30 protein-coding genes, 1 tRNA gene and 1 riboswitch are annotated in these 25,536 nt (G+C 44.1%); of the genes, 18 read left to right on the forward strand and 13 right to left on the reverse strand.

Annotation, left to right across the window (positions count from 1 at the left end):
* Positions 1-12 precede the first annotated feature (12 nt).
* Genes FEK50_RS09925 through pduA form a run of 7 tightly spaced genes read right to left on the reverse strand, consistent with a single transcriptional unit; the run spans position 13 to position 6,182 of the window.
* Complete coding sequence (locus FEK50_RS09925) at positions 13-363, reverse strand: glycerol dehydratase reactivase beta/small subunit family protein (protein ID WP_000444000.1); 351 nt, start codon at positions 361-363, stop codon at positions 13-15.
* Positions 353-2,185, reverse strand: coding sequence for a diol dehydratase reactivase subunit alpha (locus tag FEK50_RS09930; protein WP_131161072.1), 1,833 nt, complete (start codon positions 2,183-2,185; stop codon positions 353-355). Before FEK50_RS09930 ends, FEK50_RS09925 begins: the two co-directional genes overlap by 11 nt.
* A gap of 9 nt (positions 2,186-2,194) precedes the next feature.
* Entirely contained in the window at positions 2,195-2,713 is a 519-nt protein-coding gene (pduE, locus tag FEK50_RS09935) for a propanediol dehydratase small subunit PduE (protein WP_131161073.1), read from the reverse strand.
* 14 nt (positions 2,714-2,727) lie between these two features.
* Positions 2,728-3,396 carry a propanediol/glycerol family dehydratase medium subunit gene (locus FEK50_RS09940; protein WP_130208657.1) on the reverse strand — a complete coding sequence of 223 codons (669 nt, stop codon included), beginning with the start codon at positions 3,394-3,396 and terminating at the stop codon, positions 2,728-2,730.
* Positions 3,397-3,405: 9 nt separating this feature from the next.
* A complete protein-coding gene (pduC, locus tag FEK50_RS09945) occupies positions 3,406-5,070 on the reverse strand; it encodes a propanediol dehydratase large subunit PduC (RefSeq protein ID WP_130208655.1) in 1,665 nt (554 codons plus the stop codon).
* An 18-nt stretch (positions 5,071-5,088) separates the two neighbouring features.
* The gene (pduB, locus tag FEK50_RS09950; RefSeq protein WP_064529394.1) at positions 5,089-5,901 is read right to left on the reverse strand and encodes a propanediol utilization microcompartment protein PduB; all 813 of its coding nucleotides are present in this window, start codon (positions 5,899-5,901) and stop codon (positions 5,089-5,091) included.
* Complete coding sequence (gene pduA, locus FEK50_RS09955; RefSeq protein WP_001183614.1) at positions 5,898-6,182, reverse strand: propanediol utilization microcompartment protein PduA; 285 nt, start codon at positions 6,180-6,182, stop codon at positions 5,898-5,900. The genes pduB and pduA overlap by 4 nt, the downstream gene beginning before the upstream one ends.
* 511 nt (positions 6,183-6,693) lie before the next feature.
* Here pduA and pduF point away from each other — a divergent pair.
* The 7 genes from pduF (at position 6,694) to ldtA (ending at position 13,054) form a co-directional block, all read left to right on the forward strand.
* Positions 6,694-7,503, forward strand: a complete 810-nt coding sequence (gene pduF, locus FEK50_RS09960) for a propanediol diffusion facilitator PduF (protein ID WP_131161204.1) — start codon at positions 6,694-6,696, stop codon at positions 7,501-7,503.
* Between the two features lie 204 nt (positions 7,504-7,707).
* Positions 7,708-8,622 (forward strand): regulatory protein PocR, encoded by a 915-nt coding sequence (gene pocR, locus FEK50_RS09965; RefSeq protein ID WP_131161074.1) that lies wholly within the window; start codon positions 7,708-7,710, stop codon positions 8,620-8,622.
* Positions 8,623-8,705: 83 nt separating this feature from the next.
* Positions 8,706-8,881: riboswitch (cobalamin riboswitch) on the forward strand.
* A gap of 217 nt (positions 8,882-9,098) precedes the next feature.
* Positions 9,099-9,533 (forward strand): cobalamin biosynthesis protein, encoded by a 435-nt coding sequence (locus FEK50_RS09970; protein WP_131161075.1) that lies wholly within the window; start codon positions 9,099-9,101, stop codon positions 9,531-9,533.
* A gap of 134 nt (positions 9,534-9,667) precedes the next feature.
* Positions 9,668-10,213: a bifunctional adenosylcobinamide kinase/adenosylcobinamide-phosphate guanylyltransferase gene (gene cobU / locus FEK50_RS09975; protein ID WP_131161076.1), complete on the forward strand. Its 546-nt coding sequence runs from the start codon at positions 9,668-9,670 to the stop codon at positions 10,211-10,213.
* Positions 10,210-10,953: an adenosylcobinamide-GDP ribazoletransferase gene (cobS, locus tag FEK50_RS09980; protein WP_131161077.1), complete on the forward strand. Its 744-nt coding sequence runs from the start codon at positions 10,210-10,212 to the stop codon at positions 10,951-10,953. The genes cobU and cobS overlap by 4 nt, the downstream gene beginning before the upstream one ends.
* A gap of 24 nt (positions 10,954-10,977) precedes the next feature.
* Positions 10,978-12,057 carry a nicotinate-nucleotide--dimethylbenzimidazole phosphoribosyltransferase gene (cobT, locus tag FEK50_RS09985; RefSeq protein WP_131161078.1) on the forward strand — a complete coding sequence of 360 codons (1,080 nt, stop codon included), beginning with the start codon at positions 10,978-10,980 and terminating at the stop codon, positions 12,055-12,057.
* A 61-nt stretch (positions 12,058-12,118) separates the two neighbouring features.
* Complete coding sequence (ldtA, locus tag FEK50_RS09990; protein ID WP_131161079.1) at positions 12,119-13,054, forward strand: L,D-transpeptidase; 936 nt, start codon at positions 12,119-12,121, stop codon at positions 13,052-13,054.
* Positions 13,055-13,109: 55 nt separating this feature from the next.
* Here ldtA and FEK50_RS09995 read toward each other — a convergent pair.
* Positions 13,110-13,185 (reverse strand) — tRNA-Asn (locus tag FEK50_RS09995).
* A 324-nt stretch (positions 13,186-13,509) separates the two neighbouring features.
* On the opposite strand from FEK50_RS09995, the gene nac reads away from it, so the two are divergent.
* From nac to FEK50_RS10035, 8 genes are all read left to right on the forward strand, one after another.
* Positions 13,510-14,427, forward strand: coding sequence for a nitrogen assimilation transcriptional regulator NAC (nac, locus tag FEK50_RS10000; protein WP_130208639.1), 918 nt, complete (start codon positions 13,510-13,512; stop codon positions 14,425-14,427).
* Positions 14,428-14,528: 101 nt separating this feature from the next.
* Complete coding sequence (gene cbl, locus FEK50_RS10005; RefSeq protein WP_131161080.1) at positions 14,529-15,479, forward strand: HTH-type transcriptional regulator Cbl; 951 nt, start codon at positions 14,529-14,531, stop codon at positions 15,477-15,479.
* A gap of 415 nt (positions 15,480-15,894) precedes the next feature.
* On the forward strand, positions 15,895-16,770 hold the full coding sequence (locus FEK50_RS10010; protein ID WP_131161081.1) for a DUF6387 family protein: 876 nt from the start codon (positions 15,895-15,897) through the stop codon (positions 16,768-16,770).
* A 150-nt stretch (positions 16,771-16,920) separates the two neighbouring features.
* Positions 16,921-17,139: an AlpA family transcriptional regulator gene (locus FEK50_RS10015; protein WP_131161082.1), complete on the forward strand. Its 219-nt coding sequence runs from the start codon at positions 16,921-16,923 to the stop codon at positions 17,137-17,139.
* Positions 17,140-17,221: 82 nt separating this feature from the next.
* Positions 17,222-17,512, forward strand: coding sequence for a hypothetical protein (locus FEK50_RS10020; RefSeq protein ID WP_106918462.1), 291 nt, complete (start codon positions 17,222-17,224; stop codon positions 17,510-17,512).
* 52 nt (positions 17,513-17,564) lie between these two features.
* Positions 17,565-17,777 carry a hypothetical protein gene (locus FEK50_RS10025; RefSeq protein ID WP_240780243.1) on the forward strand — a complete coding sequence of 71 codons (213 nt, stop codon included), beginning with the start codon at positions 17,565-17,567 and terminating at the stop codon, positions 17,775-17,777.
* Positions 17,778-18,106: 329 nt separating this feature from the next.
* Positions 18,107-19,378, forward strand: a complete 1,272-nt coding sequence (locus tag FEK50_RS10030) for a nucleotidyltransferase (RefSeq protein ID WP_085048580.1) — start codon at positions 18,107-18,109, stop codon at positions 19,376-19,378.
* 64 nt (positions 19,379-19,442) lie between these two features.
* Positions 19,443-19,991, forward strand: coding sequence for an SLATT domain-containing protein (locus tag FEK50_RS10035; RefSeq protein ID WP_049025424.1), 549 nt, complete (start codon positions 19,443-19,445; stop codon positions 19,989-19,991).
* A gap of 176 nt (positions 19,992-20,167) precedes the next feature.
* On the opposite strand, the gene FEK50_RS10040 is transcribed toward FEK50_RS10035, so the two are convergent.
* The 5 genes from FEK50_RS10040 to FEK50_RS10060 form a co-directional block, all read right to left on the reverse strand.
* The gene (locus FEK50_RS10040; protein ID WP_131161083.1) at positions 20,168-20,572 is read right to left on the reverse strand and encodes an H-NS family nucleoid-associated regulatory protein; all 405 of its coding nucleotides are present in this window, start codon (positions 20,570-20,572) and stop codon (positions 20,168-20,170) included.
* Between the two features lie 156 nt (positions 20,573-20,728).
* Positions 20,729-21,208, reverse strand: a complete 480-nt coding sequence (locus FEK50_RS10045; RefSeq protein ID WP_131161084.1) for a DUF4756 family protein — start codon at positions 21,206-21,208, stop codon at positions 20,729-20,731.
* A gap of 65 nt (positions 21,209-21,273) precedes the next feature.
* Positions 21,274-21,867, reverse strand: a complete 594-nt coding sequence (locus tag FEK50_RS10050) for a hypothetical protein (protein WP_131161085.1) — start codon at positions 21,865-21,867, stop codon at positions 21,274-21,276.
* Complete coding sequence (locus tag FEK50_RS10055) at positions 21,868-22,050, reverse strand: hypothetical protein (RefSeq protein WP_240780244.1); 183 nt, start codon at positions 22,048-22,050, stop codon at positions 21,868-21,870. It lies immediately after the preceding gene.
* A gap of 204 nt (positions 22,051-22,254) precedes the next feature.
* Positions 22,255-22,815: a replication/maintenance protein RepL gene (locus FEK50_RS10060; RefSeq protein ID WP_001607575.1), complete on the reverse strand. Its 561-nt coding sequence runs from the start codon at positions 22,813-22,815 to the stop codon at positions 22,255-22,257.
* Between the two features lie 913 nt (positions 22,816-23,728).
* Between FEK50_RS10060 and FEK50_RS10065 the strand changes: the two genes are divergently transcribed.
* The 3 genes from FEK50_RS10065 (at position 23,729) to FEK50_RS10075 (ending at position 25,485) form a co-directional block, all read left to right on the forward strand.
* Positions 23,729-23,998, forward strand: coding sequence for a hypothetical protein (locus FEK50_RS10065; RefSeq protein WP_131161086.1), 270 nt, complete (start codon positions 23,729-23,731; stop codon positions 23,996-23,998).
* An 83-nt stretch (positions 23,999-24,081) separates the two neighbouring features.
* Positions 24,082-24,468, forward strand: a complete 387-nt coding sequence (locus FEK50_RS10070; protein WP_131161087.1) for a hypothetical protein — start codon at positions 24,082-24,084, stop codon at positions 24,466-24,468.
* A gap of 87 nt (positions 24,469-24,555) precedes the next feature.
* Positions 24,556-25,485 carry a hypothetical protein gene (locus FEK50_RS10075; RefSeq protein WP_240780245.1) on the forward strand — a complete coding sequence of 310 codons (930 nt, stop codon included), beginning with the start codon at positions 24,556-24,558 and terminating at the stop codon, positions 25,483-25,485.
* Positions 25,486-25,536 lie beyond the last annotated feature (51 nt).

Below are 25,536 nucleotides of genomic sequence, written 5' to 3' on the forward strand. Positions count from 1 at the left end.
TTCTCCTGTGGATTATGAGTGGCATTCCCTGAAGGGAATGCCTTTTACCAGGCGGGCAGCGTTATTGCCGATGCTGCGCCGGGCATGGTTATCTTGTTGATACATCAGCGTAAACAGTGGCGCTGATGCCGGTAAGTTTTTGTAATGCACAATCAGCTTTTCCCGGTCGCAGGCTATGCCAACCAACAGGGGGGACTGACGAGCAGCCTGCCAGGCGCTATCGATGACTTCACCTGACGGGATATGTTGAATGCGAAAGGGGATACCTTCCTCTTCAATGCCAAGAAGCACCTCATTCCATGTACTGATACAGTCACCTATTTCCGTAACGACAATAGCGGGCGTATGTTCTTTACTTTCCATGAGCCAACTCCCTGTGCCAGGAAATCAGTAGCCCGGTAGCTACCGCATTGCGCGGGCCTTCACTACCACGGATATTCCCCCGTCCGGCGACCAATCGATAATGCGCCAATGCATCGGTGACTAACTGCGGTACTTCGAAATCCAGCGAAGAACCGCCGACCAGAACGACGAACGGAATATCGCGAATATTTCCGCCTGGACTTACCTGACGTAGCGCGCGCAGGGCATTGGTGACGAAGACGCGCTCTTTCGCACTGCGGCGAACAGCACGTACTTTTTCCAGTGTTAAATCGCCGGGAATAGGCACCAGTTCGTCAGGTTTCACCACACAAACGCGGGCAAATACATGAGGGGACAGCGGAGTAGGGAAGAACTGAACGCTGCCGTCTTCATGGCGTAAATGGAACAGGCTTTCTACTTTTGCCAACGGGTATTTTTTGATTTCTTCTGCCAGATAACGATCATTTAAGCCCAGTTCCCTGGCAATAATCATCGTCACCATGTCGCCCGCTCCCGCAAGGTGAGTGGCTATCATTTCCCCTTTCTGATTGATGATGGAGGCATCGGTAGAACCTGCGCCTAAGTCCAGAATTGCCAGAGGGCGTGTGGTTCCTGGGGTAGTCAAGGCTCCCTGAATTGCAGCTTCTGCTTCAGCGCCTCCGACCTGAACATCAACATGCAGTTTTTGCTTAATTTCACTGGCGATCATCGCCATTTGCAGTCGGTCGGATTTCACCATTGAAGCGATACCCACTGCCTGTTCCAGTGAAAATTCACCAGCCAGCCCACCGGTTACGCTGACGGGAACAGAGGTATCTATCGCCAGTAAATCCTGAATAAAAATTTCGTGGCTGGGTTTATTGGTCAGTTCCGCCATAGTCTGGCGAACATGTTCCAGCATACCGCCGATGTTGGTGCCCGGTTCTCCCATTACGTTTTCCAGTTTTGAGCACTCGCCGACCGCTTTCATAATGGCATCGGCACCAGCAGCAACATCAACTCGTATTGTACGTCCGGCAGAAAGCAGCTCGATGTTTCCGGCGGGTATCGAACGGGCTTTAACGTCGCCAGAAGGTGTTTTCACCACTACTGCAGAACGGTTGCCTATGAGTGCTCGTGCAACAGGAACGATATTTTTAGTCTCTTCAGCATTGAGGGCGAAAACAGTGGCAATCCCATACGGATTAGACAGGGTTTCGATAACCTTCCCGGGAACGGCGACTTCAATCGCGGCTAGCATGCCGAGCGGAATACGATCGATGTAGAGGACTTCATCAACAATGGGTAAAGGGATTTCCAGGCGGTTACTGACAAGCACGCCATCATCACGTTGCAGAATAACGCCAGTCAGTTGATATCCGGCACGCACGGAGGCGTTTATCATGGTCGCGATATCGGCAAAATCAAATGCCGATGACACGACCAAAATGTACGGTGTATCCGCCGGACGTGTTAACAACTCTTGTGGAGTGATGGTGAGCCCCACGCCCAGTCCCACTCCGCCTGGCGTTTTTGGGTTGTGACCAATCATGGTTGACTCGGTGATGATGGTTTCCGTAATGGTTTCCATCGCCACATCGCCAATGACAGGAGTTGCTTCGTTGATACGAATAAGCGAAATATCGCTGACATTGATGCCGACTTTTTTCGTTGCCTGTGCGAGCGCCTCCTGAATGCCATATACGTTACGCAACGTACCTTTAATTCCGGTGGTTTCCGCAAGGGCGCTGCTCACGAATGACAATTCTCCAGACGTACTGAGCGTCGCCAGAGCAACTTCTGTAGATGAATTGCCGATATCAATGCCTGCTATATATCGCATAGTTCGTCCTTAATCGTCGCCTTTCAGTTTTTTACGCTCGACATAGAGTTCTGCAGCTTCGCGGACAAATGCAGCGCAAATTTTGGCCTGATAACGACGTTCAAGATCGTCAGCAATGGCAATGAGTTCTTGCTTAGTTGAACGATAAGGGCGTAATGCATTATAGATTTCAAGGATGCGATCATCCGGCACTGAGGTAAGCTCGGCAGCGCGTTCAAAATTCATCGCCAGACGATCGCGACCCGCATCTCTGGCAATCGCGGCCTGAATACGCAATGTTTCAGGGGTTATGCGCATGTCCTGGGCGGTGACTTTATCGCTGAGTACATTCTCCAGAGTGAAATCGTCGAGCGTTTTATTGGTCGCCGTTTTAACCCATTCCGGATGTTTATTTGCCAGCGGATAATCCGTCACTTTGGCGTTCTGTATTGACGCGTTGGGTGTCGCAGAAACAGGAGCTGCATCCTGTAGACTGTTCATGCGGTTCAACACGTCCCTGACCATCGACTCAATTGCATCGGTATTCATGAAGGTTTCCTTTGTTAAAACGTCACGCGCAGTTCTTGCGGTTTTTTGCCAGTGACCACGTACTTCGTCTCTTTGATATGCAAAATGGCTGATTTGGCCTGGTATTTAGGCCGCGCCATTTGATCGTTGAGGGTCGGAACTGGTTGTGGAGACTCACGCTTCGCATAACGCGCGGCGTTTTTACCAATCTGGCGATAAGTTTCCAGCGTCAACAAAGGCGCTTGCGGGAAAAGTTCCAGGTTAGACAAAGGGGGAAGCCCCTGCTGGTGGATAACCGTGGTGCCTTTTGACTGAATACCAATAGCAATGCCGGAACCACTAAGGCGATCGCCTTCGACTGCTACGAATGCGACATCGGACGATTTAAAACAACGAATGACACGCGCTTTAATGCCTTCTTCTTCAATACCGGCAATCACTTCACGCAAGATGTTTTTATGCGGAATACCGATAATATTGACGGTCTGCGCCAGGCCAAATGCCGGGCCTACAGCAATAATGACTTCATCCTGCTGAGTGCCTTGTTGGGCTTCGCCAATTTCAGTTAAAAAATTTCCGGTATCCGGCGCGGAAGAGACTGTTGCGGCGACAGGTGCGCGAAATGAAACGGACTTGTCGCTGGTTTGCATTTCTGCCAGCACGTCTTCGATAATCTGACGCAGTAATTTTTCGTTAATTTCCATTTCTCACCCTTAGTCAATTTCGTTGGGATCAAGTGCACCGGGAATATTTTTGATCTCTTCCCAGCGTTCCCCTTGCAGGCGATAACCTGTAGCCGGTCCGGCGTAATCATTGACGTCATTGACCGCAGAGAGCACTTGTCCGTCATCGACGATAATGGCTGAGGTATGGAGATAATCGCCGGTCAGTTTCGCTTTTTGCATGTTGAGCATGTCCTGAGCGACATCGGTAAAACCGCCTTGCGCCAAGGCTTTCACCACTTCCAGGCTGTTACGGTTTTTATTGATAATTTCCTGGGCGAACTTGATGTCTTCTACAATGTTGCGCTCTGGCATATCTTTCGAACCGTGGGCATAGGTCGCCGCTTCGACTTCTTCATCGGTAATAAGGGGTAACCCCATACCGGCAAAGACAGCCTGTAAGGCGCGTGCGGCTTTATTGCGGATAGCGACAACATCTTCTTCGCGCACCGGTCGCAGACCGCCATCAACCTTCAGGTCACGCTGAATGACGTTGTAATCATCGAAGTCTTCGGCGTCTTCGTTTGAACCGGCAAACATGTTGTCGTAGTTCGGCACAGCGGAAAAACCGGAAGAGATAAAGTCAGTACCCGGCAGAAACTGCATCAGGAAACGCGCGGTACGGCGCATATCTGAGTGGGTAAAGGTCTGGTCATTACTGGAGGCACATTCCAGATCCAGCGATGAGCAAATTAGGTTTTCCGCCAACACTGCGCGGATGCCTGACGGCACAGCTGATGGAACACCGATGCAGCTTACGGAACCATTCTGCAGCCCCTGTACGCCTGCGGCTTTGGTGATGTAAATGCAACGAGCCTCGAGATAAAGCATTGATTTGCCTTCCGCGTAACCCATCTGTACTTCAGAGCCGGAGCCGGAAGTAAAGCGCATTTTTAAGCCGCGAGATGCATAAGATGACGCGAGAAATCCTTTTGACCACGGGGTATCATCGCCATCGGTGAAAACAGGTTCCGTGCCGTAAACAGAAATCGTTTCGGCGTAACAGGTGTGGCCTAACATACCGAGTTTCAGTTCGGTGGCTTCTTCCAGTGAACACTGGGTCAAGACGCCCGGGCGCCCTACCTGTGAACCTACCAGCAGAGCGATGGCGTTGAACGGCGCATAGCGAGCAACGGCAACGGTGGTTTCCTGTTCATCAAACCCGCGCCATGCGCCTTCGGCTGCGTCGGCGGCAATTTGTACCGGGTTATCTTTGACGTTGGTGACGTGAGCCTGTTGTGATGGTGTTCGACGGGCGCGCATTTTCTGCATCGCCATCATCATCTCTACCACGTTCATCTGCGAAACCACTTCGACGATTTTGGCGGGCGTCATTGCTGTGGTAATGGGAACGATATCGCTACGTTTGACATTCGGATCGCACAGCATATTGGCAAGTTTGACCGAATCCATCGCGATGACTTCTTCGGCGCGCGCGAGATTGATGCCGTAACGGGCGATAAAGTGGTCGATCAGGTCAAACTGGCTGGCGGGTTTTCCATCCAGCTCGGTGACGACGCCGTTAACAATTTTGATTGACGGTTTTGGATCGTTCGGGCTTTCCATCGCAATGAAGCCTTCTTCAATCCACTCTTTAACGAAACCGTCCTGGTTGACCGGGCGTTTGGCCAGTGCTTCAAATCTTTTCGATCTCATGAATCAGCCTCAGGGAATTCAGATGTAGGAAGGGCGATCGTTTTTCGGTGTATCGCCGAGAGTCGAAAGTACGGTTTTACCGATTTCGCGTGCGGAGATGACCGCCTGACGGACTGCGCCGGAGTCACCCGAGATAATCAGAATGACTTCATTGCTGTAGCTGGTGCCATGAGCAGGCGAGCTGTATGCCACCACGTCCACATTGGCGGACTTCAGCGCGGTGTCGGCCATCAGAACACCCACAGCGGCTGGAGCGCCGACAATAACGCCGCAAGCCCGTCCCAGTGGTGCACCAAACGCTTTTTCCAGTGCATAGCTGGCGCGGGCGGTATATTGCAGTTCAAGATGCCCGGCTTCGTTGGCATAGACATCGCCAAAGGTCCGATCGAGTTCTTTCAGGGCAACTTCAATACCGCGTTTCACGTCGGAAACATCGTTGCCACCTAAGAGGATTAATGAGCCGTGTCCGGCACCGCCTTTGGTATCTCGAGGAAGTTCAATGCTAATAACTTCAGTGTTCGTAGCTTTTACCGCTTCATCAGCGGCCATAATGTGTGGACCTGCGCCAATACGTGCACCCAGAATGCCAATGGAGCGATAGCGTTTTTCAAGTTTCATCGCGTCCAACAGGGCGCTATCAACGTTCGCAATGACCAGACCTACAGTGTCGCCAATAGCGGTGCCAACAAATTCCGTTAACGTGCAGCTTTTTTCTGCCATAGCCGTCTCTCGTGTTTGATGAGTGGTTTCCGGGAGAACCTCATGCTCTGGCGTCGCTACGCGAGCGATGACCTGCGCCATGATCTGTTCGACCAGTTCATTGCTACTCATGGGTTAATTCCCTTTGGTAAGATTTTTTCGACATCGGTATGTGGGCGGGGAATAACGTGTACGGCTTTTACTTCACCGACGTTACGCGCGGCGGCGGCACCTGCGTCTGTTGCCGCTTTTACAGCCCCGACATCACCACGAACGATGACGGTCACCAGCCCGGAACCTATTTTTTCGTAGCCAACCAGCAATACATTTGCCGACTTCACCATGGCGTCTGCGGCCTCTATGGCGGCAGTTAAGCCTTTGGTTTCTACCATTCCTAACGCTTCTTGTTGCATAAAGACCTCGCCTGGATTTTTTGACGATATGACTATAAAAAAAAGCGAGGAAAAAGAATGGCTGACTTAATCGGCCAATGAGAAAAATAAATAGAGGACAAATATTATAAAATTGCTTTTATATACTATATGTTATTAATTTATTGGTTGTTTTGTGGGTCTTTCAATGTGAATTAATTGCGTTGGCTGAAGGGTTTAATCGCGAATAATATTTCGTTGGGTTTGGTTCGCGGAAAGGAACTGTGATATTTATTTAAATTTTATCATGTCATGATGACAATTTTTTATTGTGAAAGTTTGGCGGTAATTATTACTTTCAACACTGATTAACGCTGTGTTGCATGCTTCTGCAATGACAATAATTTGCTATGTCAGCACGATTTTTCCACGAGTCTGTCATGCATGTTGGCAATATTTTCCGCAGAGCAATTTTTATAGTTGCCCTCGATATACACAACAATCAGCAATTCTGTTGGCTGATAAAGAAAAACTTTGTAAAAAAGGTGTCACTATGAATGATTCACTCAAGGCGCAATGCGTTGCCGAGTTTTTGGGCACCGGACTGTTCCTCTTTTTTGGCATTGGTTGTTTGTGTGCCCTCAAACTTGCCGGGGCAAGTCTGGGGCTGTGGGAGATTTGTATTATTTGGGGGTTAGGTATTTCACTTGCTGTTTATCTTACGGCAGGAATTTCCGGCGCTCATCTCAACCCAGCGGTTACGATTGCTCTATGGTTGTTTGCCTCTTTCCCAGCCCGTAAAGTGCTGCCATTTTGTGTGGCGCAATTAGCGGGTGCCTTTGGTGGTGCGGTTCTGGCATATTTTTTATACAGCAATTTGTTTACCGATTTTGAATCTGCCCACAATATGGTTCGTGGAAGTGCAGAAAGTTTACAACTCGCCAGTATCTTCAGTACTTACCCGGCAGCGGCAATAAATGTATGGCAGGCGGCAATGGTTGAAATAGTCATCACGTCTATGTTGATGGGATTGATTATGGCGTTGACCGATGACGGCAACGGTGTACCGAAGGGGCCTCTTGCACCTTTACTGATTGGTATTCTGGTTGCTGTTATTGGTGCTTCTACTGGACCATTAACCGGTTTTGCCATGAATCCAGCGCGTGATTTTGGGCCAAAAATTTTCACCTGGCTTGCGGGTTGGGGAGAAATAGCGATGACTGGCGGACGCAATATTCCTTATTTTATTGTACCCATTATTTCCCCGGTCATTGGTGCCTGCGTTGGTGCGGCGATTTATCGCTTTCTCATTGCACAAAATTTACCTGTCAATAGTGTTACGCCTAAAGATATCCGCGAATAGCGAAATAATCTGGCGGTTATAAACGTTTATTTTTTTACTGTTTGTGATCTGCTTTCCGAACTTATTAAAAAGTCTCCCGCTTCATGGAGGCTTTTGTTATTGTCCTTTGTGCTTCTCGTCAGTAAATCATCAGGGATGATGTGAAGATTAAATGTAAAACAATTGTTTTTTACAATAACAATAAATTAACTGGGAGGTTTTATCATGATTTCTGCGGCGACACTTAATTCAGAACTCATTAATAAAATCGCGCAGGATTTTGCGCAGGCGACCAGCCTTGCGGTTGTCGTGGTCAATATCCACGGTGATGAAATTTCCGAACTTTTTAACTTCACCCCGTTTTGTCAGATGATGAGGCAACATCCACAGCTTAGCACTCGCTGCCGTATGAGCGATCGTTGTGGAGGCCTGGAAGCTTCTAAATCCGATCAACCTTGTATTTACCGTTGCCATGCAGGATTAACCGATTTCTCTATTCCTTTGGTGATTGCCGGGCATTTAGTCGGCTTTGTGTTGTGTGGACAAGTCCGCCTGCGTAATGGTGATGTCGATTTGATCGATATTCTGAATGTCGATGATCGTTGGCAAGCAGATCCCGAATTACTTAATGAATTTCGCAAAGTCCCGGAGATGGATTACTCGCGAGTTATGGCCTCTGCTGATTTGTTGAAGTTGATTGTGGAAAATTGCCTCAAAAAGCAACTCAATTTTGTCGTTATTAAAGAGAGTAAACCTCATTCGGATTCAGTTCGTCAGACCCGTGCGTCTAATCCCCACGATAATAAAATGAAAAAAGCATTGCGCTATATTGATGCGCATTTATCAGACGATTTACGCCTGGAGGATGTTGCCTCGCATGTTTATCTAAGCCCTTATTATTTCAGTAAATTGTTTAAGAAATATCATGGAATTGGTTTTAATGCGTGGGTAAACCAACAACGCATGGCCAGCGCCCGTGAGTTGCTGTGCCATAGTGACTGGAGCATTGCCAGCATTGCGCGTAATTTAGGCTTCTCTCAAACAAGTTATTTTTGCAAAGTTTTTCGACAGACCTATCAGGTAACGCCGCAGGTTTACCGTCAGCAAATTAGCGAAAATACGGCTGCGGAAACGGCATAAATTCAATGTAAAAAATGAGGGATGATTAAATATATCCTGGCAGTAATAATTCATTTACGTGTTATGGGAAAATTGAAATCGGCTCATAACATACGCTGACATGTTTGGCACATTTGTGCCTGGGAAGAGGGTGGAAATCCCTCGCAGCCCCCGCTGCTGTGATGCTGACAACCCCGAAAATGCCACTGATCGTGAGATCGGGAAGGTCGGGGGAGGATGACGCTAAGCCAGAAGACCAGCCTGTCAGTTAATACCAACAACTTCGGTGGGAAGTGGGTTGTCTGGAAGCGCCCGGTTGAGCACTGGCGCGTCTTTATACCCCTACCACCCTGAAAGGATCAGGGGATGGCGGCAGCATTTATTTCATTCATCGTCGTGTCGACAGGCACCAGGGCTGCACTTATGGTGTGGCAATCTTTTTTTGTGGCATATCAACCTGACCGTTATTACAGGAAACTAAGCGGAGGGTGGTGGTCATGAAAACGATAAAACCTGAATCGATAGCTCTTTTTTGCCTCTCATCTGGCGATATTGAACTCGCTAAACATCTGGCTGAAATGTTGCCTATTACCTGTTTTGTCGGTGAGGATTGGCAGCAAGGTTTCCTGCCTTTTAACGGTGGGCCAGAACAATCATTATCAGATGCGTATAGCGATTATTCAGTGCTGTTATTGATTGCTGAAAGCGGGACACTCATCCCAGAAAGGCTCCCTCTGCCTGATGGCGTGACGGTAATCTTAATAGCAGAGCACAATGCTCGTTTGCTGAATGGCACGGCTGGTGGGGCTGTAGCGTTAATCCATTATCTGAATGAAATGTGTCAATTCAGAGAAACCGTTGCTAATGACACATTTTGTCGGTCGTTAACGCAGGAGAATTGGGCTATTTCACAATGCCTCCCCCATTCGTAATGGATTGAGAATGCTGGATTTTTATTTTTAATACGCGCAGTATTAATCGAAGAAATGTTATTACGGTCAGTAACAGTGGAACATCCATTGCTCTGGTCAATGAATACCATCATACAATTGAACCGGGAGTCCGTATGATGATTTTGGTGACGGGGGGCGCACGGAGCGGGAAGAGCCGGCACGCCGAGGCGCTTATTGGGGACACTCCACAGGTCCTGTATATCGCTACTTCGCAAATTTTTGATGATGAGATGGCCGCACGGATTGAACACCATCGGCAAGGCCGCCCGGCGCACTGGCACACGGTGGAACGCTGGCAAAATCTTGATGAGTTAATTAACGCAGACATTAACCCGCAGGCTGCCGTATTGCTGGAATGCATTACAACAATGGTGACTAATCTTTTGTTTGAATATAGCGGCGATAAAGATCCTGAAAAATGGGATTATGACGCGATGGAGCAGGCGATTAACGGTGAGATTCAGTCGTTGATTGCCGCCTGTCAACGTTGTACTGCAAAGGTCGTATTAGTGACCAATGAAGTGGGCATGGGGATTGTGCCGGAGAATCGTCTGGCGCGACATTTTCGTGATATTGCCGGGCGGGTAAATCAGCAGCTGGCCGCTGCGGCAGATGAAGTATGGCTGGTGGTTTCGGGTATTGGAGTAAAAATCAAATGAGTAAATTATTTTGGGCGATGCTCTCTTTTATTACGCGTCTGCCTGTACCGCGTCGTTGGTCCCAGGGGCTGGATTTCGAGCATTATTCTCGCGGTATCATTGCTTTTCCCTTAATTGGTTTATTGCTTGGCGCCATTAGTGGACTGGTCTTCATGGCGTTGCAGGCATGGTGTGGCATACCGCTGGCGGCACTGTTTAGCGTGCTGGTGCTGGCGCTGATGACAGGGGGATTCCACCTGGACGGCCTCGCAGATACCTGTGATGGCGTATTTTCTGCACGTAGCCGCGATCGCATGTTGGAAATCATGCGTGATAGCCGTTTGGGTACCCACGGTGGTCTGGCGCTGATTTTTGTGGTTCTGGCAAAGATTCTGGTGCTAAGCGAGTTGGCACTGCGTGGCGAACCGATCCTTGCATCGCTGGCGGCTGCATGTGCGGTTAGCCGTGGGACTGCCGCATTGTTGATGTATCGTCATTGTTATGCCCGGGAAGAAGGGCTTGGTAATGTGTTCATTGGCAAAATTGACGGGCGACAAACCTATGTCACCCTCGGTTTAGCCGCTATTTTTGCTGCCGTATTATTGCCGGGTATGCATGGTGTGGCTGCTATGGTGGTGACGATGGTGGCGATTTTCATCCTCGGCCAGCTTCTCAAACGGACTCTGGGCGGGCAAACCGGCGATACGCTAGGAGCAGCCATAGAACTTGGTGAACTGGTCTTCCTGCTGGCACTGCTATAAGACTGATTACCGAAGAGACGCTACATGCAAACACTCGCCGAATTATTGAATACGATCCCTGCCATTGATCCTGCCGCTATGTCGCGTACCCAACGGTATATTGATGGGTTACTCAAACCTGTCGGTAGTCTGGGAAGACTGGAGGCGCTTGCCGTACAACTGGCAGGAATGCCGGGACTGAATGGTGTGCCTCATGTGGGCCAAAAAGCAGTGCTGGTTATGTGTGCCGATCATGGCGTCTGGGATGAAGGTGTCGCTATTTCTCCGAAAGCAGTGACAGCCATCCAGGCTGAAAATATGACACGTGGAACAACTGGTGTGTGTGTGCTGGCAGCACTAGCGGGCGCTAAAGTTCACGTGATTGATGTTGGGATTGATACCGTTGAGCCTATCCCTGGGCTTATTAACATGCGTGTCGCACGAGGTAGCGGTAACATTGCCTCGGGTCCGGCAATGAGCCCCTGTCAGGCTGAAGAGTTGCTTTTGGACGTCATACAATATACGCGCGAGTTAGCGAGAAATGGCGTCACGCTGTTTGGTGTGGGGGAACTGGGGATGGCAAATACCACACCGGCAGCGGCGATAGTCAGTGCGATTACTGGACGCGATCCTGAAGAAGTGGTCGGTATTGGTGCAAACCTGCCGACAGATAAACTGGCGCATAAAGTTGATGTTGTTCGTCGGGCAATAACATTGAATCAACCGAATCCACTGGATGGTATTGATGTGCTGGCCAAAGTCGGTGGGTTTGATTTGGTCGGAATGGCTGGCGTAATGTTAGGTGCCGCTTCCTGCGGTTTACCCGTGTTGCTGGATGGATTTCTTTCTTACGCCGCTGCACTTGCCGCCTGCCGGATGTGTCCTGCAATCAAACCGTATCTCATTCCTTCTCACCTGTCGGCAGAAAAAGGGGCGCGTATAGCGCTGTCACATTTGGGGCTGGAGCCTTATCTCAATATGGAAATGCGTTTAGGTGAGGGGAGTGGCGCAGCGCTGGCGATGCCCATCATCGAAGCCGCCTGCGCGATATACAGCAACATGGGAGAACTTGCCGCCAGTAATATTGTTCTACCGGGGAAGACGACTTCTGAATTGAACAGTTAAAAACGAAAAGTCAGATAAAAGCTATAATTATCGGATAGCTTTCGCGACTTAGGAAAGGGACATGATGCGTCGTGTAAATATTCTTTGTTCATTTGTTCTGCTTTTTGCCAGCCATAATAGTCTGGCGGTAACTTATCCACTCCCTCCAGAGGGTAGCCGTTTAGTCGGGCAACCACTGACAATAACGGTTCCTGATCACAATACCCAGCCGCTGGAAACCTTTGCTGCACAGTATGGGCAAGGTCTGAGTAATATGCTGGAAGCGAATCCGGGCGCTGATGTTTTCTTGCCGAAGTCTGGCTCGCAACTCACCATTCCGCAGCAACTGATTTTGCCCGCCACTGTTCGTAAAGGGATTGTGGTTAACGTCGCTGAGATGCGTCTTTATTACTACCCGCCAGACAGTAATACTGTGGAGGTCTTTCCTATCGGTATCGGTCAGGCCGGGCGCGAAACACCGCGCAATTGGGTGACTACCGTTGAACGTAAACAAGAAGCTCCAACCTGGACGCCAACTCCTAACACTCGGCGCGAATATGCGAAACGAGGGGAGAGCCTGCCAGCATTTGTCCCTGCGGGTCCCGATAATCCTATGGGGCTGTACGCGATTTATATTGGCAGGTTGTATGCCATCCACGGTACCAATGCCAATTTTGGTATTGGGCTCCGGGTAAGTCAGGGCTGTATTCGTCTGCGCAATGACGATATCAAATATCTGTTTGATAATGTGCCTGTAGGTACTCGTGTACAAATTATTGATCAGCCGGTGAAATACACAACGGAACTGGATGGCTCAAAGTGGCTGGAAGTTCATGAACCGTTATCGCGCAATCGGGCGGAATATGAGTCCGACAGAAAAGTGCCATTGCCGGTAACACCTTCATTGCAGGCGTTTATCAACGGACAAGAAGTTGATGTAAATCGCGCAAACGCAGCTTTGCAGCGTCGTTCAGGAATACCAGTGCAAATTAATTCTGGGGCGAGACAGATGTTTTAAAATAGTTGTTACGTAGAAAGCAAAAAGCCTGCTTGAAAGCAGGCTTTTTTGAATTTGGCTCCTCTGACTGGACTCGAACCAGTGACATACGGATTAACAGTCCGCCGTTCTACCGACTGAACTACAGAGGAATCGTGTGAACGGGGCGCATATTAATGGCAGCGTTCCGCGATGTCAAAGGGGGAAATGCATTTTTTTGTTCGTTTGCTGGCAATTTCGACAAAGCGATGAACATTCAATCTTTTTTGTAATGTTCCATTGTAGTGCATGCCATCCTTTTATGGGGCAATGAACGCTCGTTCTGTAACCCGAACGAAAGGACAAAACAATCATAATCTCTTATTTGACAGGCGATTAGCTTTCGCATTAGTGCCAAACTTAAACTGGCAAGCATCTTGCAATCTGGTTGTGAGTAATACCGGCACTTGGGCCGATTTTTAAAAACCGGAGGCAACATGAACTTCAGACGCCTGAAATACTTCGTAAAAATTGTAGACATTGGTAGCCTGACCCAGGCTGCTGAAGTGTTACATATCGCGCAGCCTGCGCTCAGTCAGCAGGTCGCCACACTGGAAGGCGAGCTGGATCAACAACTTTTGATTCGCACTAAACGTGGCGTTACTCCAACAGATGCCGGAAAAATTCTCTATACCCATGCGCGGGCAATTTTACGTCAGTGTGAACAGGCCCAACTGGCAGTTCATAACGTAGGTCAGACATTATCGGGTCAAGTCTCAATTGGCTTTGCGCCAGGAACCGCCGCGTCGTCTATCACCATGCCCTTATTACAGGCGGTACGAGCCGAATTTCCGGAAGTGATTATCTATCTACATGAAAACAGCGGCGCTGTTCTTAATGATAAACTTATAAATAGCCAGCTTGATATGGCGATAATTTACGAGCATTCCCCTGTGGCAGGTGTATCCAGCCAGGCTTTGTTAAAAGAAGATCTTTTTCTTGTCGGAACTCAGGATTTTCCAGGGCAAAGCGTTGATGTTAATGCTATAGCGCAAATGAATCTCTTTCTTCCCAGCGATTACAGTGCCGTAAGACTCCGCGTTGATGAGGCTTTTTCTTTACGGCGACTCACGGCAAAAGTCATCGGTGAAATTGAGTCTATCGCCACGCTTACCGCAGCGATTGCCAGCGGCATGGGGGTTGCAGTGTTACCCGAATCAGCCGCGCGCTCGTTATGTGACGCAGTTAACGGATGGATGTCACGTATTACCACACCGTCAATGAGTCTCTCTTTGTCATTAAATTTACCTGCCAGAGCAAAACTGTCGCCACAGGCACAAGCAGTGAAAGAGCTGTTATTGTCAGTGATCACTCCTCCAGTCATGGAAAAAAGACAATGGCAATTGGTTAGCTAAACGTTATATCTGGATGGAATAAGATGCGGGTTTTTATTATTTGTTATGCCGGGCGTTAGACTTTAACAATAGCGGAATGTCTGATCTGCCCGGAGTTTACCGTGAATTTCCAACAACTAAAGATAATCCGCGAGGCTGCACGTCAGGATTACAACCTGACAGAGGTTGCGAATATGCTTTTTACCTCACAGTCAGGTGTCAGCCGTCATATTCGAGAGCTGGAGGATGAGCTTGGTATAGAAATATTCGTTCGTCGAGGCAAACGACTGCTTGGTATGACTGAACCGGGCAAAGCATTGCTGGTAATTGCAGAACGCATTCTGAATGAAGCCAGTAATGTTCGTCGACTTGCCGATCTCTTTACCAACAATATATCTGGCGTTCTCACTATCGCAACGACGCATACTCAGGCACGCTACAGCTTGCCAAAGGTCATTAAAGCCTTTCGCGAACTTTTCCCGGAAGTGCGGCTTGAGCTTATCCAGGGAACACCACAGGAAATTGCGACGTTGCTGCAAAATGGCGGGGCCGATATTGGCATCGCCAGTGAGCGTCTGAGCAATGATCCGCAACTCGTCGCCTTCCCATGGTTTCGTTGGCATCATAGTTTGCTCGTTCCAGATAATCATCCCTTAACAAAAATTACGCCATTGACGCTGGAATCAATAGCGAAGTGGCCGTTGATCACTTACCGACAGGGGATTACTGGTCGCTCGCGGATTGATGACGCATTTGTCCGCAAAGGTTTGCTGGCAGATATTGTATTGAGTGCGCAGGATTCTGATGTTATCAAAACCTACGTAGCCCTTGGCCTGGGGATTGGATTAGTAGCAGAACAATCCAGTGGCGAACGAGAGGAAGAGAATTTAATTCGTCTGGAAACGCGCCATCTTTTCGATGCTAATACCGTCTGGTTGGGACTAAAACGAGGACAATTACAGCGTAACTATGTCTGGCGTTTTCTGGAACTGTGCAATGCAGGACTGTCGGTTGAGGATATTAAGCGACAGGTGATGGAAAATAGTGAAGAGGAAATTGATTATCAGATATAGCAAAAAGCCCGCTATAAAGCGGGCTTTTCAGAAATTTGGCTCCTCTGACTGGACTCGAACTTCATCTGTATCTCCTGCTGTTAGTGGCTTTCAAAAAATGGCGTCTGTTTTTACCATCATATTTACCAGCATTTTTAATGCCATATCACCATAAAGTCAATTATTATCAATTGGTTATGACAACACACTTCACTGAACCTCACTGAACGAACTCCCTGTTCTGCTACAAATCTTCAATCGCTGATTCAACAGATTACTGCTATTACCCGATATGTTTACCCCCGGAAAGATAACTAAAGACAGAAGAACACTCTATGACCAATGCTGAGACCGCCAGTTATCATTATTCCCTTTCTCTATGCTGCCGGATGCGTTAACGTCAATGTAATGAATATCAACATTTTTAGGGAAAAGAATGACCAAAAGAATGCATGTCGCAGAGATAGTGGAAGCATTAAGCAAATGGTTTGATGTTAGCCGTTATGATGCGTTGAAAGACCTCACTCTGGAACAAATTTATGCAGAGCTGGAAAGGCGCATGTTTGTCTATAAAGCCAGACAGCAATGGGAAACACTGGACGATAAGCATCGTAATGCCGTTATTCACCATGATGCGATGATCCACTCTGGTAGGGTCTTGCTGGAGGATAAATGGATCTCTGAAAGCCACATGCTGTCTCATAGCTATGCTGTCAGGCCAATGACAAGGAATTCACTGTTTAACTATGGACGGGCAATGTATCGGCTGGAGAATTCGCCTCCAGAAGAAAATGTTTCAGTGAGTTCGGATTACATCTCTGAATACCTGAAACAGGGAGGTCTGAACCCTGCGAACAAGATGCTGATTGAAATTGACTTGGAAGAAGCCAGCAGTGACGATCTGGCTGAACACCTGAAAGTGCTTATCAGTCAGTGGCAAAAGCACCTGAAAGTGCCTAAACCACCGGAAAAAGATTTCCGGTTTGGTCATAAAACATTCCAGAAGATACTCGATTACAAGATTATCCCTCTGATGGACCTCATCGCTTGGGAACAGCTCAACAACCAGAAAATCAAATACCCTGTATTGGCTGGTATCCTACACCCCGATATGCGTTATGCCAGAGGTAGCGAGCAAATCAAAGACACTGATTATCCGCTTGCTCACGGTTTTTTAAGCAATGACAATTATTTCAAGTCATTGAATGATTTTTTCATAAAAAACAATCTGGTGAAAAACTCGCCTATTCTTGATGTCATTGCAATGAATGACAAACCAGAAACAAAAAAGAAAACAAGGGACATCCACTAATCCTGAACTTCCCCTGTATTCATATCCTATAAACATCCCCTGAATTCACTGGTCCTGAACATCCCTCTGGTTCAGGGCTGGTGAACCAACCTAGTTTTTCACAAGCGATCTCCCTACAATTATCTCCATCAAATAACACAGGAGATAAATATGGTTAAAAGTGAAATAAAAGCAAAGACAACGTTTATCCGTTTGCCAGAAGTAATAAAACGCACCGGATTTGGTAAAACGTGGATTTACGAACTGATTAAGGCCGGACGGTTTCCATCGCAGGTGAAAACAGGGATAAGAGCGGTGGCATTCATTGAAAGTGAGATTGATGAATGGATTGACGCGACTATTCGAAACTCACGCCAGAACGCTGCATAAAAAAAAGAAACAAGATCTCGTGTCGAACAGATAACTGTTCGCACAGGGAATATTATTATCCTAAACAATAATGGAGAAGATTATGAAGATAGAACTTATTACGACAAAACAGTTTATTGAACAAGCCGAATATTATTTCAGGAGCTATATGGACGGATTGCGAAGGAATGCACCAGATGATTTTTATTATTTTATCAACAATAAATACAATATGAATGACATTATGGAAAGTATCATTAAAAAAACGAGATATCATTTTTATGATGACACTGAAGAAGGCAAAAGGAATCGGATTTATGGAGAAGTAAGCCACTGTAAGGTAAAGCAACACCTTCGTCAGCTTTGGATTGTCTATAAGTGTGTATATCGCTAATACTTATACAAATATTTTGCTATTCCAATATTAAACTAAAGAGGAAATAAAAATGAATACATTTAAAAATAAAAACACTGAAATCTTTTATGTTGTGTCATTGCATATCTACGCGGAGCTTTTTAACTCAAAGGATAAAATAACCAGTAATATGATTATAACGCATGTAATGGATCATGAGTTTGTCAGTAGGCTAATCGATCTGGCGATGAGAAATGCTGAGAAACATCTTCTGAAAAAAGCATGGAAAAAGAATGCTACTTAAAAACTGTCTGAGGTGGATTTTAAAGAGGTAAAGCAGGCATTAGCCAAAATGCATTACACCGTTCTGGCGGAGTCATTATGTTGATATGTACTGACGTCTATTGGCCCCTTCATGGGGCTGATAATCGGACGATTAAGGTGCTGTTCTGTGGAGAGACTTGTTTTGCTGCTGTTCGAAGGTTGAACCAATGCCTGAGAACTGGTCAGGGCACTCTATTTGTAACTATAAATTTGATTGAGATCATTTTTTAATGGAAAATTAGCGTATGACACATTGATAATCTCTTTTATGGAAGCATATGTAATTGATGACCTTAACAAGGATATTACATGAGCACTGCAACTGACTTTAAGACACTCCTCGACAATATAAAAATAGATAATGCAGGCCAGATTAGTAAAAGGTATGGCCGTATAACTAAGGCTTTGAACCAATACTTTTATAACTTAGATTCTAAGACAGCCAATTCACTACAGGTTGGTTCCTATGGGCGCTTCACAGGGATTCGGGGGATCTCTGATCTTGATATGCTTTACTTTCTACCTGCAACTTCATGGCCAAGATTCCGAGATCGACAATCGTATTTATTACAGGTTGTGAAAACAGAAATCAAGAAAATTTTCAAAAATACGGATATTCGCGGTGATGGGCAAGTTGTTGTTGTTAAATTTAAGAATCAAGAGGTTGAAGTAGTTCCTGTATTCAGTAATGAAGATGGAACTTTTACATACCCGGATACACATGATGGTGGATCGTGGAAGGTATGTAACCCTAGGGCCGAAATGTCGTCTTTTAGGGCACTGAATGATGATAGGAAGGGACATCTGAGACGTCTATCTAAAATGATTCGAGCGTGGAAAGCTCGTCATGAAGTTGAGATAAGTGGATTCTTAATTGATACACTGTGTTATAATTTTTTCTCTAATCTAACTGAATATGATGATAAGAGTTTCAAAAGTTATGATCAACTTTCGCTTGATTTTTTCACTTTCTTAGAGAATGAAGGTGATCGAGTATTTTATTATGCTCCCGGTAGTCGCTCAAAAGTGAGCGTAAAAAAATCATTTAATAAAGTAGCAAAATTAACAAAAGAATATTGTGAAGAAGCTTTATCTGCTACAAGTGAAAACTCAAGAAACTTAGCTTGGAAGAAAGTTTTTGGCAGGCCTTTTCCAAATTATACGACAAAATCACTCAGTAATGTCAATGTATCTGAACAGTTTATTGAAGATCAATATGAGATGAATTTATATGGTCATGTTTCGATAGAATGTGAGATTAGAAAGAATAATTTATTGGAAGCTCTTCTTTCAAATCTTCTTGGCGAAGGGCATGATATTAGCACAAATCGCAAGTTAAGATTCTATGTTGATGAGATAAATAATATATCTCACCCATATAAGATTAAATGGAAAATAAAAAATGTAGGTGATGAAGCTGAGCGCCGAGGAAATTTTAGAGGTGAAATTTTAGACGATGAAGGAGGTTCTGAGCGTTTCGAGACCGCAGATTTCTCAGGACCTCATTTTGTTGAATGTTATGTTATTTATGGCAACCAAGTCGTAGCAAGAGATAGAATCGACGTACCTATACATAATTAGTCCCACTTTATGTTAGGTTAGTGTTAAACTAACATTAACCTAACATATCATAATGGTGAGTCAGATGGACAAAAATATATTAGAAGGGCAATTAAGAGAGTGCTATGGAAGGGTCGTTTACACACATAAAACTCATGAGAAATGTGCAGATATTCTTCAAAACAAACTAAGCTGCATGAAAAATTTACAGCTAGTTCTTTTAGCAATAACTACCGGTAGTTTTATAACCACTGTAGTGGGTGATGCTAAAATAGGTGCTATCATTGGGTCAATACTTTCCGCTATACTTCTCTTTCTAAATTCATATTTGAAGGATTATGATTTAGGAACTATAGCTCAAAAGCACAGACAAGCTGCTGGAGATATGTGGTTAATTAGGGAGAGATATTTATCTCTGCTTACTGACTTGAAAATGCAAACTAAAAGTATAGAGGAAATTCTCCACGAAAGAGATGCTCTGATGAATGAACTTTCTGCAATTTATATGGGAGCACCATCCACGAATTACAAGGCATATTCAATGGCTCAAAAGGCGCTGAAGGAACTTGAAGATATGACTTTCTCTGATGAGGAAATTGATAAATTCCTTCCCACTGAATTGAAACGTAAATGAATTTATGAATCCATAGATGAACTAATCTGTATTAGCTCAAACCAGATCTGACAGTTATCGGTTATTTATATATATCTGTCAGATTACATTTAGTTTAAGTTCTTTTCAGTCCAGACGCTTTTCCATCAAGTAATATTTTTAAAACCGCCAAATTATATTGACGGCTTTATTTGTGATCAGAGCGCGAAGTCATCCAGCGTTTTACCAGCTTCGATAGCAGCAGCGATCGCTTTAGGAGTACGGCCCTGACCCGTCCAAGTCTGCTCATTACCGTTTTCATCTGTATATTTGTATTTAGCAGGACGAGGAGCACGAGTTGATTTGGCTTTAGGCTGGGATGAACCAACTGAAGCGAGTAGTTCTGTAGGATCGATACCGTCTTCTAACAGTTTCTGGCGGAAGGCTTCCAGTTTAGCCTGACGTTCTTCTTGTTCTTTACGTGCTGAATTTTCTTCCTCACGGCGTTCTTCAACGATTGTGGTGAGTTTTTCCAGCATCTCTTCCAGAGTTGCCAGATCTGTTTCACGAGCCTGTGCGCGAAGTGTACGAATATTGTTCAGTGCCTTAAGAGCTTCACTCATAGTATGTCATCCGGTGTTTTAAAATGGGCGATTAATAAAAATAATGCTTACGGTGCTGTTGGAAAAATCAAAAAAACAGTCAGTAAATAATATAGTAAACATTATCGTTTAAGCAATCTAATACATCCCATTTCACACGAATAGCATAGGGGCGTTTTAAAGAGACATTTTCCTGCGCTTTTGGTTTGATGGTTCGAACTCTGACGAGATACGAGATAGTTGCTCAAGACTCTGTTCAATTGAACGCTGGAACTCAACAGCGGCTTCTGTGCGTTGTTTTATGACTAAGGCTACTATTTCTTCATCACTCTTATCTGAAATGGCCTTACGGTATAACACGCGTTCGTTAAATAAATCGAGATTACCTGATGATTTGGCTGATGTGTTAGCTTTTGAACTGCTGATGGGATTTAACTCGTCAATAAAGTATTCAATAAGAGATTCTCTCTTTTTTTCAAGTCTGCGAAGTTCGGTATGTGCAGATTTAAATTTTTGCGCCTTAATCAATGGTATTTCATCGGAACGTAGTTTGCGATATTCATTTCTGTATTCTTCTATCGAAATATGATTTTTTAGTTCTTTGACTGTATTTACGTATTCGATTAAATCACTGTTGTCTGTTTTTACTTTTCTCATAAACAATACCTCGGAAATAAAATAGTGGATATATTTATATTACGAGATATGGTTCAGGTGTCAAATTAGCGATGTTTCTCTCTTGGCAAGAAAATACCTTTAATACAATCAGGATTTATTACGGCGATTTGAATATGATTTTTTTCATAAAATTTCGCACCGTCATATAAAGGATTACCTTCAAGAAATGCAGCACGAACAGAATCAAAAGGCATTCCTGCCTCCTTGGCAATATTACAGGCATAACGTATTACTGCACAATCAAGTTCACGTCGCATGAAATCAAAATCACTCTTACCAAAGGCAGCATTTTGCGGAATCGGACTACCTGATGCGATTAAAGAAGAAATCATGTCATCGTAAGCTACCTTGAGGAAGTCAATATATTTCTGATCCAAGAGATCGAGGCAATGACCAAGGTCTATTACAGCACCCAATACGAAAGGTGTTTTAACTTTAGAGTTTTTCCTTTTTTTGTCTTCTTCGGCATATTGAATAGTTCTTGCATAGTTGTTTTCCCAGAAATAAACACCATTACCAAGCCAGTCATATGAGTTATTACTATGTATAAAGTTGTCTTTTTGTAGAAGAATACGTAAGGCAGCCCGTTTATCTATACCGTGAAATCCATAAACAAAAGTAGGTTTAGATGAATACATTTAACCGGCTGCCAGCTTGATTTCTTTGCTTTTTTTAACCGTTTCTTTTGAAAAGAAACGAGAGTTAAAAGTGCCATTTTTAGTCAGTATTTTAGCGTCGACTAATAATTTGAACCGCTCTTCATCAGTTCGCTTAGCCGCTCTTTCTTTCACCTTTTTTGTCAGTTCTTCAATATCCATCATTTATCTCCTTCTCAATAAAATCTTACACTCTTCCTATTATACATGTGTTTTGTTCAAAAATCAATCGCATATAAAATTGATTTGTATATAGCACTTTAAAAGAAAAAGATGGTTTACTTCCTGTTTTTTCTTGTAGAGCAGTTTTCAGATAGTCTCAGTTTGAGGAAGAATACCATTCGGAACCACTATTTTTTCTATCGGCAACTAATTTTTGTTATCTTCTATTTTCTTTTTGGTTTTTGTATTTTTATCCTTCAAGTAATAAGTTTTCATGAAGGTTAAGCGATCACCATTAAACATATAGTCTGGATTAATAAAATAATAGTTCTGTATCATGGTCTCAGCAATAAATTTCTTGTCAGCAAGTTCTTTCATCCCTTTGAAATATGTCGTTCTTGATATTTTTACAATCTCTTGATCAACAATATCGAATGACATCAATATCGTATCTGTATCTTTATTATCTCTAATAGCAAGATACAGTATCTTAAATACTTTCTTACCGGATGAGGATAACCCCTCAATAGCTGATACGCCATCCACATAAAGCTTTACGAACTGTGTCTTGTCTACTTCCATAGACTGATAGAAACCACCATTACCAACTTGCTCTCCAGTATTTTCATTAACTAATGCTAATCGATCTTTTCCTGTAGTAATACGTCTGACACCAGTTTTTGTATGTAGACTTGTATCATTAAGAAATGGATTTTTAGTATGACGTGGGAGACCTCTTCTTGATTTCTTTATTTTATTATCTAACATAGAACTTGTCCTCTTATTATTTTTATATAAAGTAGATAACGTACTATTTTTAGTTAGTCAATATTTTAAGTGCAGTTTTTATAAAAATAATAATACTTGAAGTTTGGTTACTAAAAACTTCAAGTTCTGAAATAAGTAAAAATAGAAGCTGTATTGTTTTTTATTATTGATAATGATTATCATCTTAAGTACCGGGATTCGGGACTTTAACTCCCGAGAGTGCGTACTTTGTTTTAAGCTATAGCTGACTTGAGAGCATTTTTCTTCTTCATTATTCAAATAGCGAAGCTTTGGATGACGTTTAAAAGGATGAAATATAGAAAACAGTTCTTCTTTTTGGTTGATTGGTGCCTTATGAAAATGGCACCAGTGGTGTTATCTGTTTTATTTTTTCGACTATGCTATTACAGCGAAGTGATTGTGTGGAACAATCACGAACCGCTGCTTTTTATTGTGAGAGCTTAATTAATATTCCTTTTGCTTTATATGCGTCTTCGACGCGATCTTTTTTTGGATAAATCCATCATTATCGGAGACAAGCTCCTCACAGCAGAGTGATTGTTGCCAACAATCACGAAGTGCTGCTACTAAAGATATAGTTTTCCTATACATTTAAGAGCAAATGCTATATGTCAGAGGGGGAATGCTATGTTTAAACATAGGATCCGAATTAAAAGTTAAAAGAAAAATAGATCTGACTATGAGCGAATACATTCGCTTATTAGCTCATAGTAGTAAAATAAAATACAAAATGTCAGTTTTAGGGCGTAGCCGTGCATAAGCACAGAGATAAAAATCTTTTCAAAAAGAAGTTTAATAATAAGAAGTAAAATCATTAATAAATGAAAATATATTTTATTTTTACACTTGCGATAGAGTATTAAACAGTAATAAATAAAAAAAGGAAAATATAATGAATAATATCAAAATGATCACACTCTTCCATCCACATGACAAAATACCATTTATGATCTGTATTGTAAACACAGTAGAAGATACAGAACTTGGATTGAAATTAACTCTTGAAAACGGCAACAGCATTTGTGTCAATAACTATGACCATTATCTGTTATCAGAGTCTGTAAGTCGTTGTGATAAAGACAGGGTGAAAAATATTTATATCCGTTTGGTTTCAGAACTCACACAGATGAGTGAAGAAACTATAAAATCACAGATGTTATAAAACATCTATAAAAGCATAATAAATATTTTTGATATTACGATTAGTTGCATGGTATTAAATAAAAACAATAACAGGAAAATATCATGAGAAAAATAAAAACAAAAATCTACTTGCCTACAGCTTTAACAGGAAGTATGGATAAACAGTATATTCCTGTTTTAGAGGATTTAAGAAAAACGATATACAGCGACAGAATGTTATCAAGGCTTGCAGATAGCGGTAATATTGTTATCCATAGTTCACTTGGATATCCGGTTGCTAAATATAAAAACACGGGGATTAGCATAGGCATAGAACCATTAAATCCGATGATAAGACAAGATCTAACTCTTGGATATATCGTGGTAGTCAGAAACGGAAAAGCATCACAAGAAGTTAATGGATTACTTAACAGGTCATTGCCCAAAGCAATAAGCACTTTTAATGATCACATCAACGAATATGAATCAGTAAAAATCAAAATGCGATAACAACCTATGATCTGGTAAAATATTTAGTCTGATAACTACAGGAGGAGGATGAGCGATGGAAGGTAAGTTAATTTTTGTTCCGATGCAATACTACGGTTTCAATCCAATTACGATGAAACCGCTGCCGTTCCATTGCTATCCATCCAGAACGTCATAGCCAATACCGATCCGTTCTTTCTTCTCCGGTTCTTCCACCATACCGTTCTGATTGAAGAAGGAACAACGCTGGTAAGTATCTTTCTGGCAATAGAACCATGGAAGGCTTTGTTAGCAGCTTATCTGGACAGAGATGTTGGTGCTTATATAGATGAGGTAAGAAAACTGTCCGGGCCAACGACATGGGATATTGAATGGATTGGGATTGATCGCCGTAGCATGGTTTACCGCGCTTATAAACGTCAGGAGATGCAGGATGGTGAGGATTTTTCTGACTATTTAAACCGGGAACGCGTTCTGACCGATGAATTTGAGATTGAAAGTGGCTGTGAGGCTTCTGGCTTTAATAAAGGTGATAAAGAACGCTGGAGCATCAGTGGTGATGTTCACGAGATAAAGAATCTCCCTGTAATCCTCTATAGCAAACAGACATTGATGACTTCACCGAAAGACGGTTTGCTGAAGAAAAACGTATCGGGTGTGAAGAGTTCCAAGCACAGTTGCTTCGTTTATGGCGATACCTCGTTTTCTTTCAGTGAGGTTATGGAAGCCATCTTCATTAGCGGGCTGTTCTTCTATGCACCAAAAGACGCCGCCAGCAGTCTTGATGAGCTGAAAGCGAGTCTGGCTGAACTGGAACAAGAACGTGCTGAAAAATCCAATGAGGTGCCGACTGGCAATGAAACAGATGAAGAACCTACCATCGTCGTAGCCGACGGTGCATTTGATTCGCTCGCTGCTCACATGGAGTCTGAAAAAGCGGAGTGGCAATCCATTAAGAAGTTATGCCAGCAAGAAGGTGGGTTGCCCATACGCATTGGCAACATTAAAATGTCTGAGTCTATTCAGATTATACCTTAGTTGATATTTTTACTAAAATGTGAATGCTAAATCATAGAGTGGAATTTAATA

Source organism: Escherichia sp. E2586 (assembly GCF_005781105.1).
Lineage (GTDB): Bacteria > Pseudomonadota > Gammaproteobacteria > Enterobacterales > Enterobacteriaceae > Escherichia.

Excerpts from the sequence above, each read along its gene's own strand:
- FEK50_RS09925 (WP_000444000.1), bottom strand. The coding sequence starts at position 363 with ATGGAAAGTAAAGAACATACGCCCGCTATTGTCGTTACGGAAATAGGT.
- FEK50_RS09930 (WP_131161072.1), bottom strand. The coding sequence starts at position 2,185 with ATGCGATATATAGCAGGCATTGATATCGGCAATTCATCTACAGAAGTT.
- pduE (WP_131161073.1), bottom strand. The coding sequence starts at position 2,713 with ATGAATACCGATGCAATTGAGTCGATGGTCAGGGACGTGTTGAACCGC.
- FEK50_RS09940 (WP_130208657.1), bottom strand. The coding sequence starts at position 3,396 with ATGGAAATTAACGAAAAATTACTGCGTCAGATTATCGAAGACGTGCTG.
- pduC (WP_130208655.1), bottom strand. The coding sequence starts at position 5,070 with ATGAGATCGAAAAGATTTGAAGCACTGGCCAAACGCCCGGTCAACCAG.
- pduB (WP_064529394.1), bottom strand. The coding sequence starts at position 5,901 with ATGAGTAGCAATGAACTGGTCGAACAGATCATGGCGCAGGTCATCGCT.
- pduA (WP_001183614.1), bottom strand. The coding sequence starts at position 6,182 with ATGCAACAAGAAGCGTTAGGAATGGTAGAAACCAAAGGCTTAACTGCC.
- pduF (WP_131161204.1), top strand. The coding sequence starts at position 6,694 with ATGAATGATTCACTCAAGGCGCAATGCGTTGCCGAGTTTTTGGGCACC.
- pocR (WP_131161074.1), top strand. The coding sequence starts at position 7,708 with ATGATTTCTGCGGCGACACTTAATTCAGAACTCATTAATAAAATCGCG.
- FEK50_RS09970 (WP_131161075.1), top strand. The coding sequence starts at position 9,099 with ATGAAAACGATAAAACCTGAATCGATAGCTCTTTTTTGCCTCTCATCT.
- cobU (WP_131161076.1), top strand. The coding sequence starts at position 9,668 with ATGATGATTTTGGTGACGGGGGGCGCACGGAGCGGGAAGAGCCGGCAC.
- cobS (WP_131161077.1), top strand. The coding sequence starts at position 10,210 with ATGAGTAAATTATTTTGGGCGATGCTCTCTTTTATTACGCGTCTGCCT.
- cobT (WP_131161078.1), top strand. The coding sequence starts at position 10,978 with ATGCAAACACTCGCCGAATTATTGAATACGATCCCTGCCATTGATCCT.
- ldtA (WP_131161079.1), top strand. The coding sequence starts at position 12,119 with ATGATGCGTCGTGTAAATATTCTTTGTTCATTTGTTCTGCTTTTTGCC.
- nac (WP_130208639.1), top strand. The coding sequence starts at position 13,510 with ATGAACTTCAGACGCCTGAAATACTTCGTAAAAATTGTAGACATTGGT.
- FEK50_RS10010 (WP_131161081.1), top strand. The coding sequence starts at position 15,895 with ATGACCAAAAGAATGCATGTCGCAGAGATAGTGGAAGCATTAAGCAAA.
- FEK50_RS10015 (WP_131161082.1), top strand. The coding sequence starts at position 16,921 with ATGGTTAAAAGTGAAATAAAAGCAAAGACAACGTTTATCCGTTTGCCA.
- FEK50_RS10020 (WP_106918462.1), top strand. The coding sequence starts at position 17,222 with ATGAAGATAGAACTTATTACGACAAAACAGTTTATTGAACAAGCCGAA.
- FEK50_RS10025 (WP_240780243.1), top strand. The coding sequence starts at position 17,565 with ATGAATACATTTAAAAATAAAAACACTGAAATCTTTTATGTTGTGTCA.
- FEK50_RS10030 (WP_085048580.1), top strand. The coding sequence starts at position 18,107 with ATGAGCACTGCAACTGACTTTAAGACACTCCTCGACAATATAAAAATA.
- FEK50_RS10035 (WP_049025424.1), top strand. The coding sequence starts at position 19,443 with ATGGACAAAAATATATTAGAAGGGCAATTAAGAGAGTGCTATGGAAGG.
- FEK50_RS10040 (WP_131161083.1), bottom strand. The coding sequence starts at position 20,572 with ATGAGTGAAGCTCTTAAGGCACTGAACAATATTCGTACACTTCGCGCA.
- FEK50_RS10045 (WP_131161084.1), bottom strand. The coding sequence starts at position 21,208 with ATGAGAAAAGTAAAAACAGACAACAGTGATTTAATCGAATACGTAAAT.
- FEK50_RS10050 (WP_131161085.1), bottom strand. The coding sequence starts at position 21,867 with ATGTATTCATCTAAACCTACTTTTGTTTATGGATTTCACGGTATAGAT.
- FEK50_RS10055 (WP_240780244.1), bottom strand. The coding sequence starts at position 22,050 with ATGATGGATATTGAAGAACTGACAAAAAAGGTGAAAGAAAGAGCGGCT.
- FEK50_RS10060 (WP_001607575.1), bottom strand. The coding sequence starts at position 22,815 with ATGTTAGATAATAAAATAAAGAAATCAAGAAGAGGTCTCCCACGTCAT.
- FEK50_RS10065 (WP_131161086.1), top strand. The coding sequence starts at position 23,729 with ATGAATAATATCAAAATGATCACACTCTTCCATCCACATGACAAAATA.
- FEK50_RS10070 (WP_131161087.1), top strand. The coding sequence starts at position 24,082 with ATGAGAAAAATAAAAACAAAAATCTACTTGCCTACAGCTTTAACAGGA.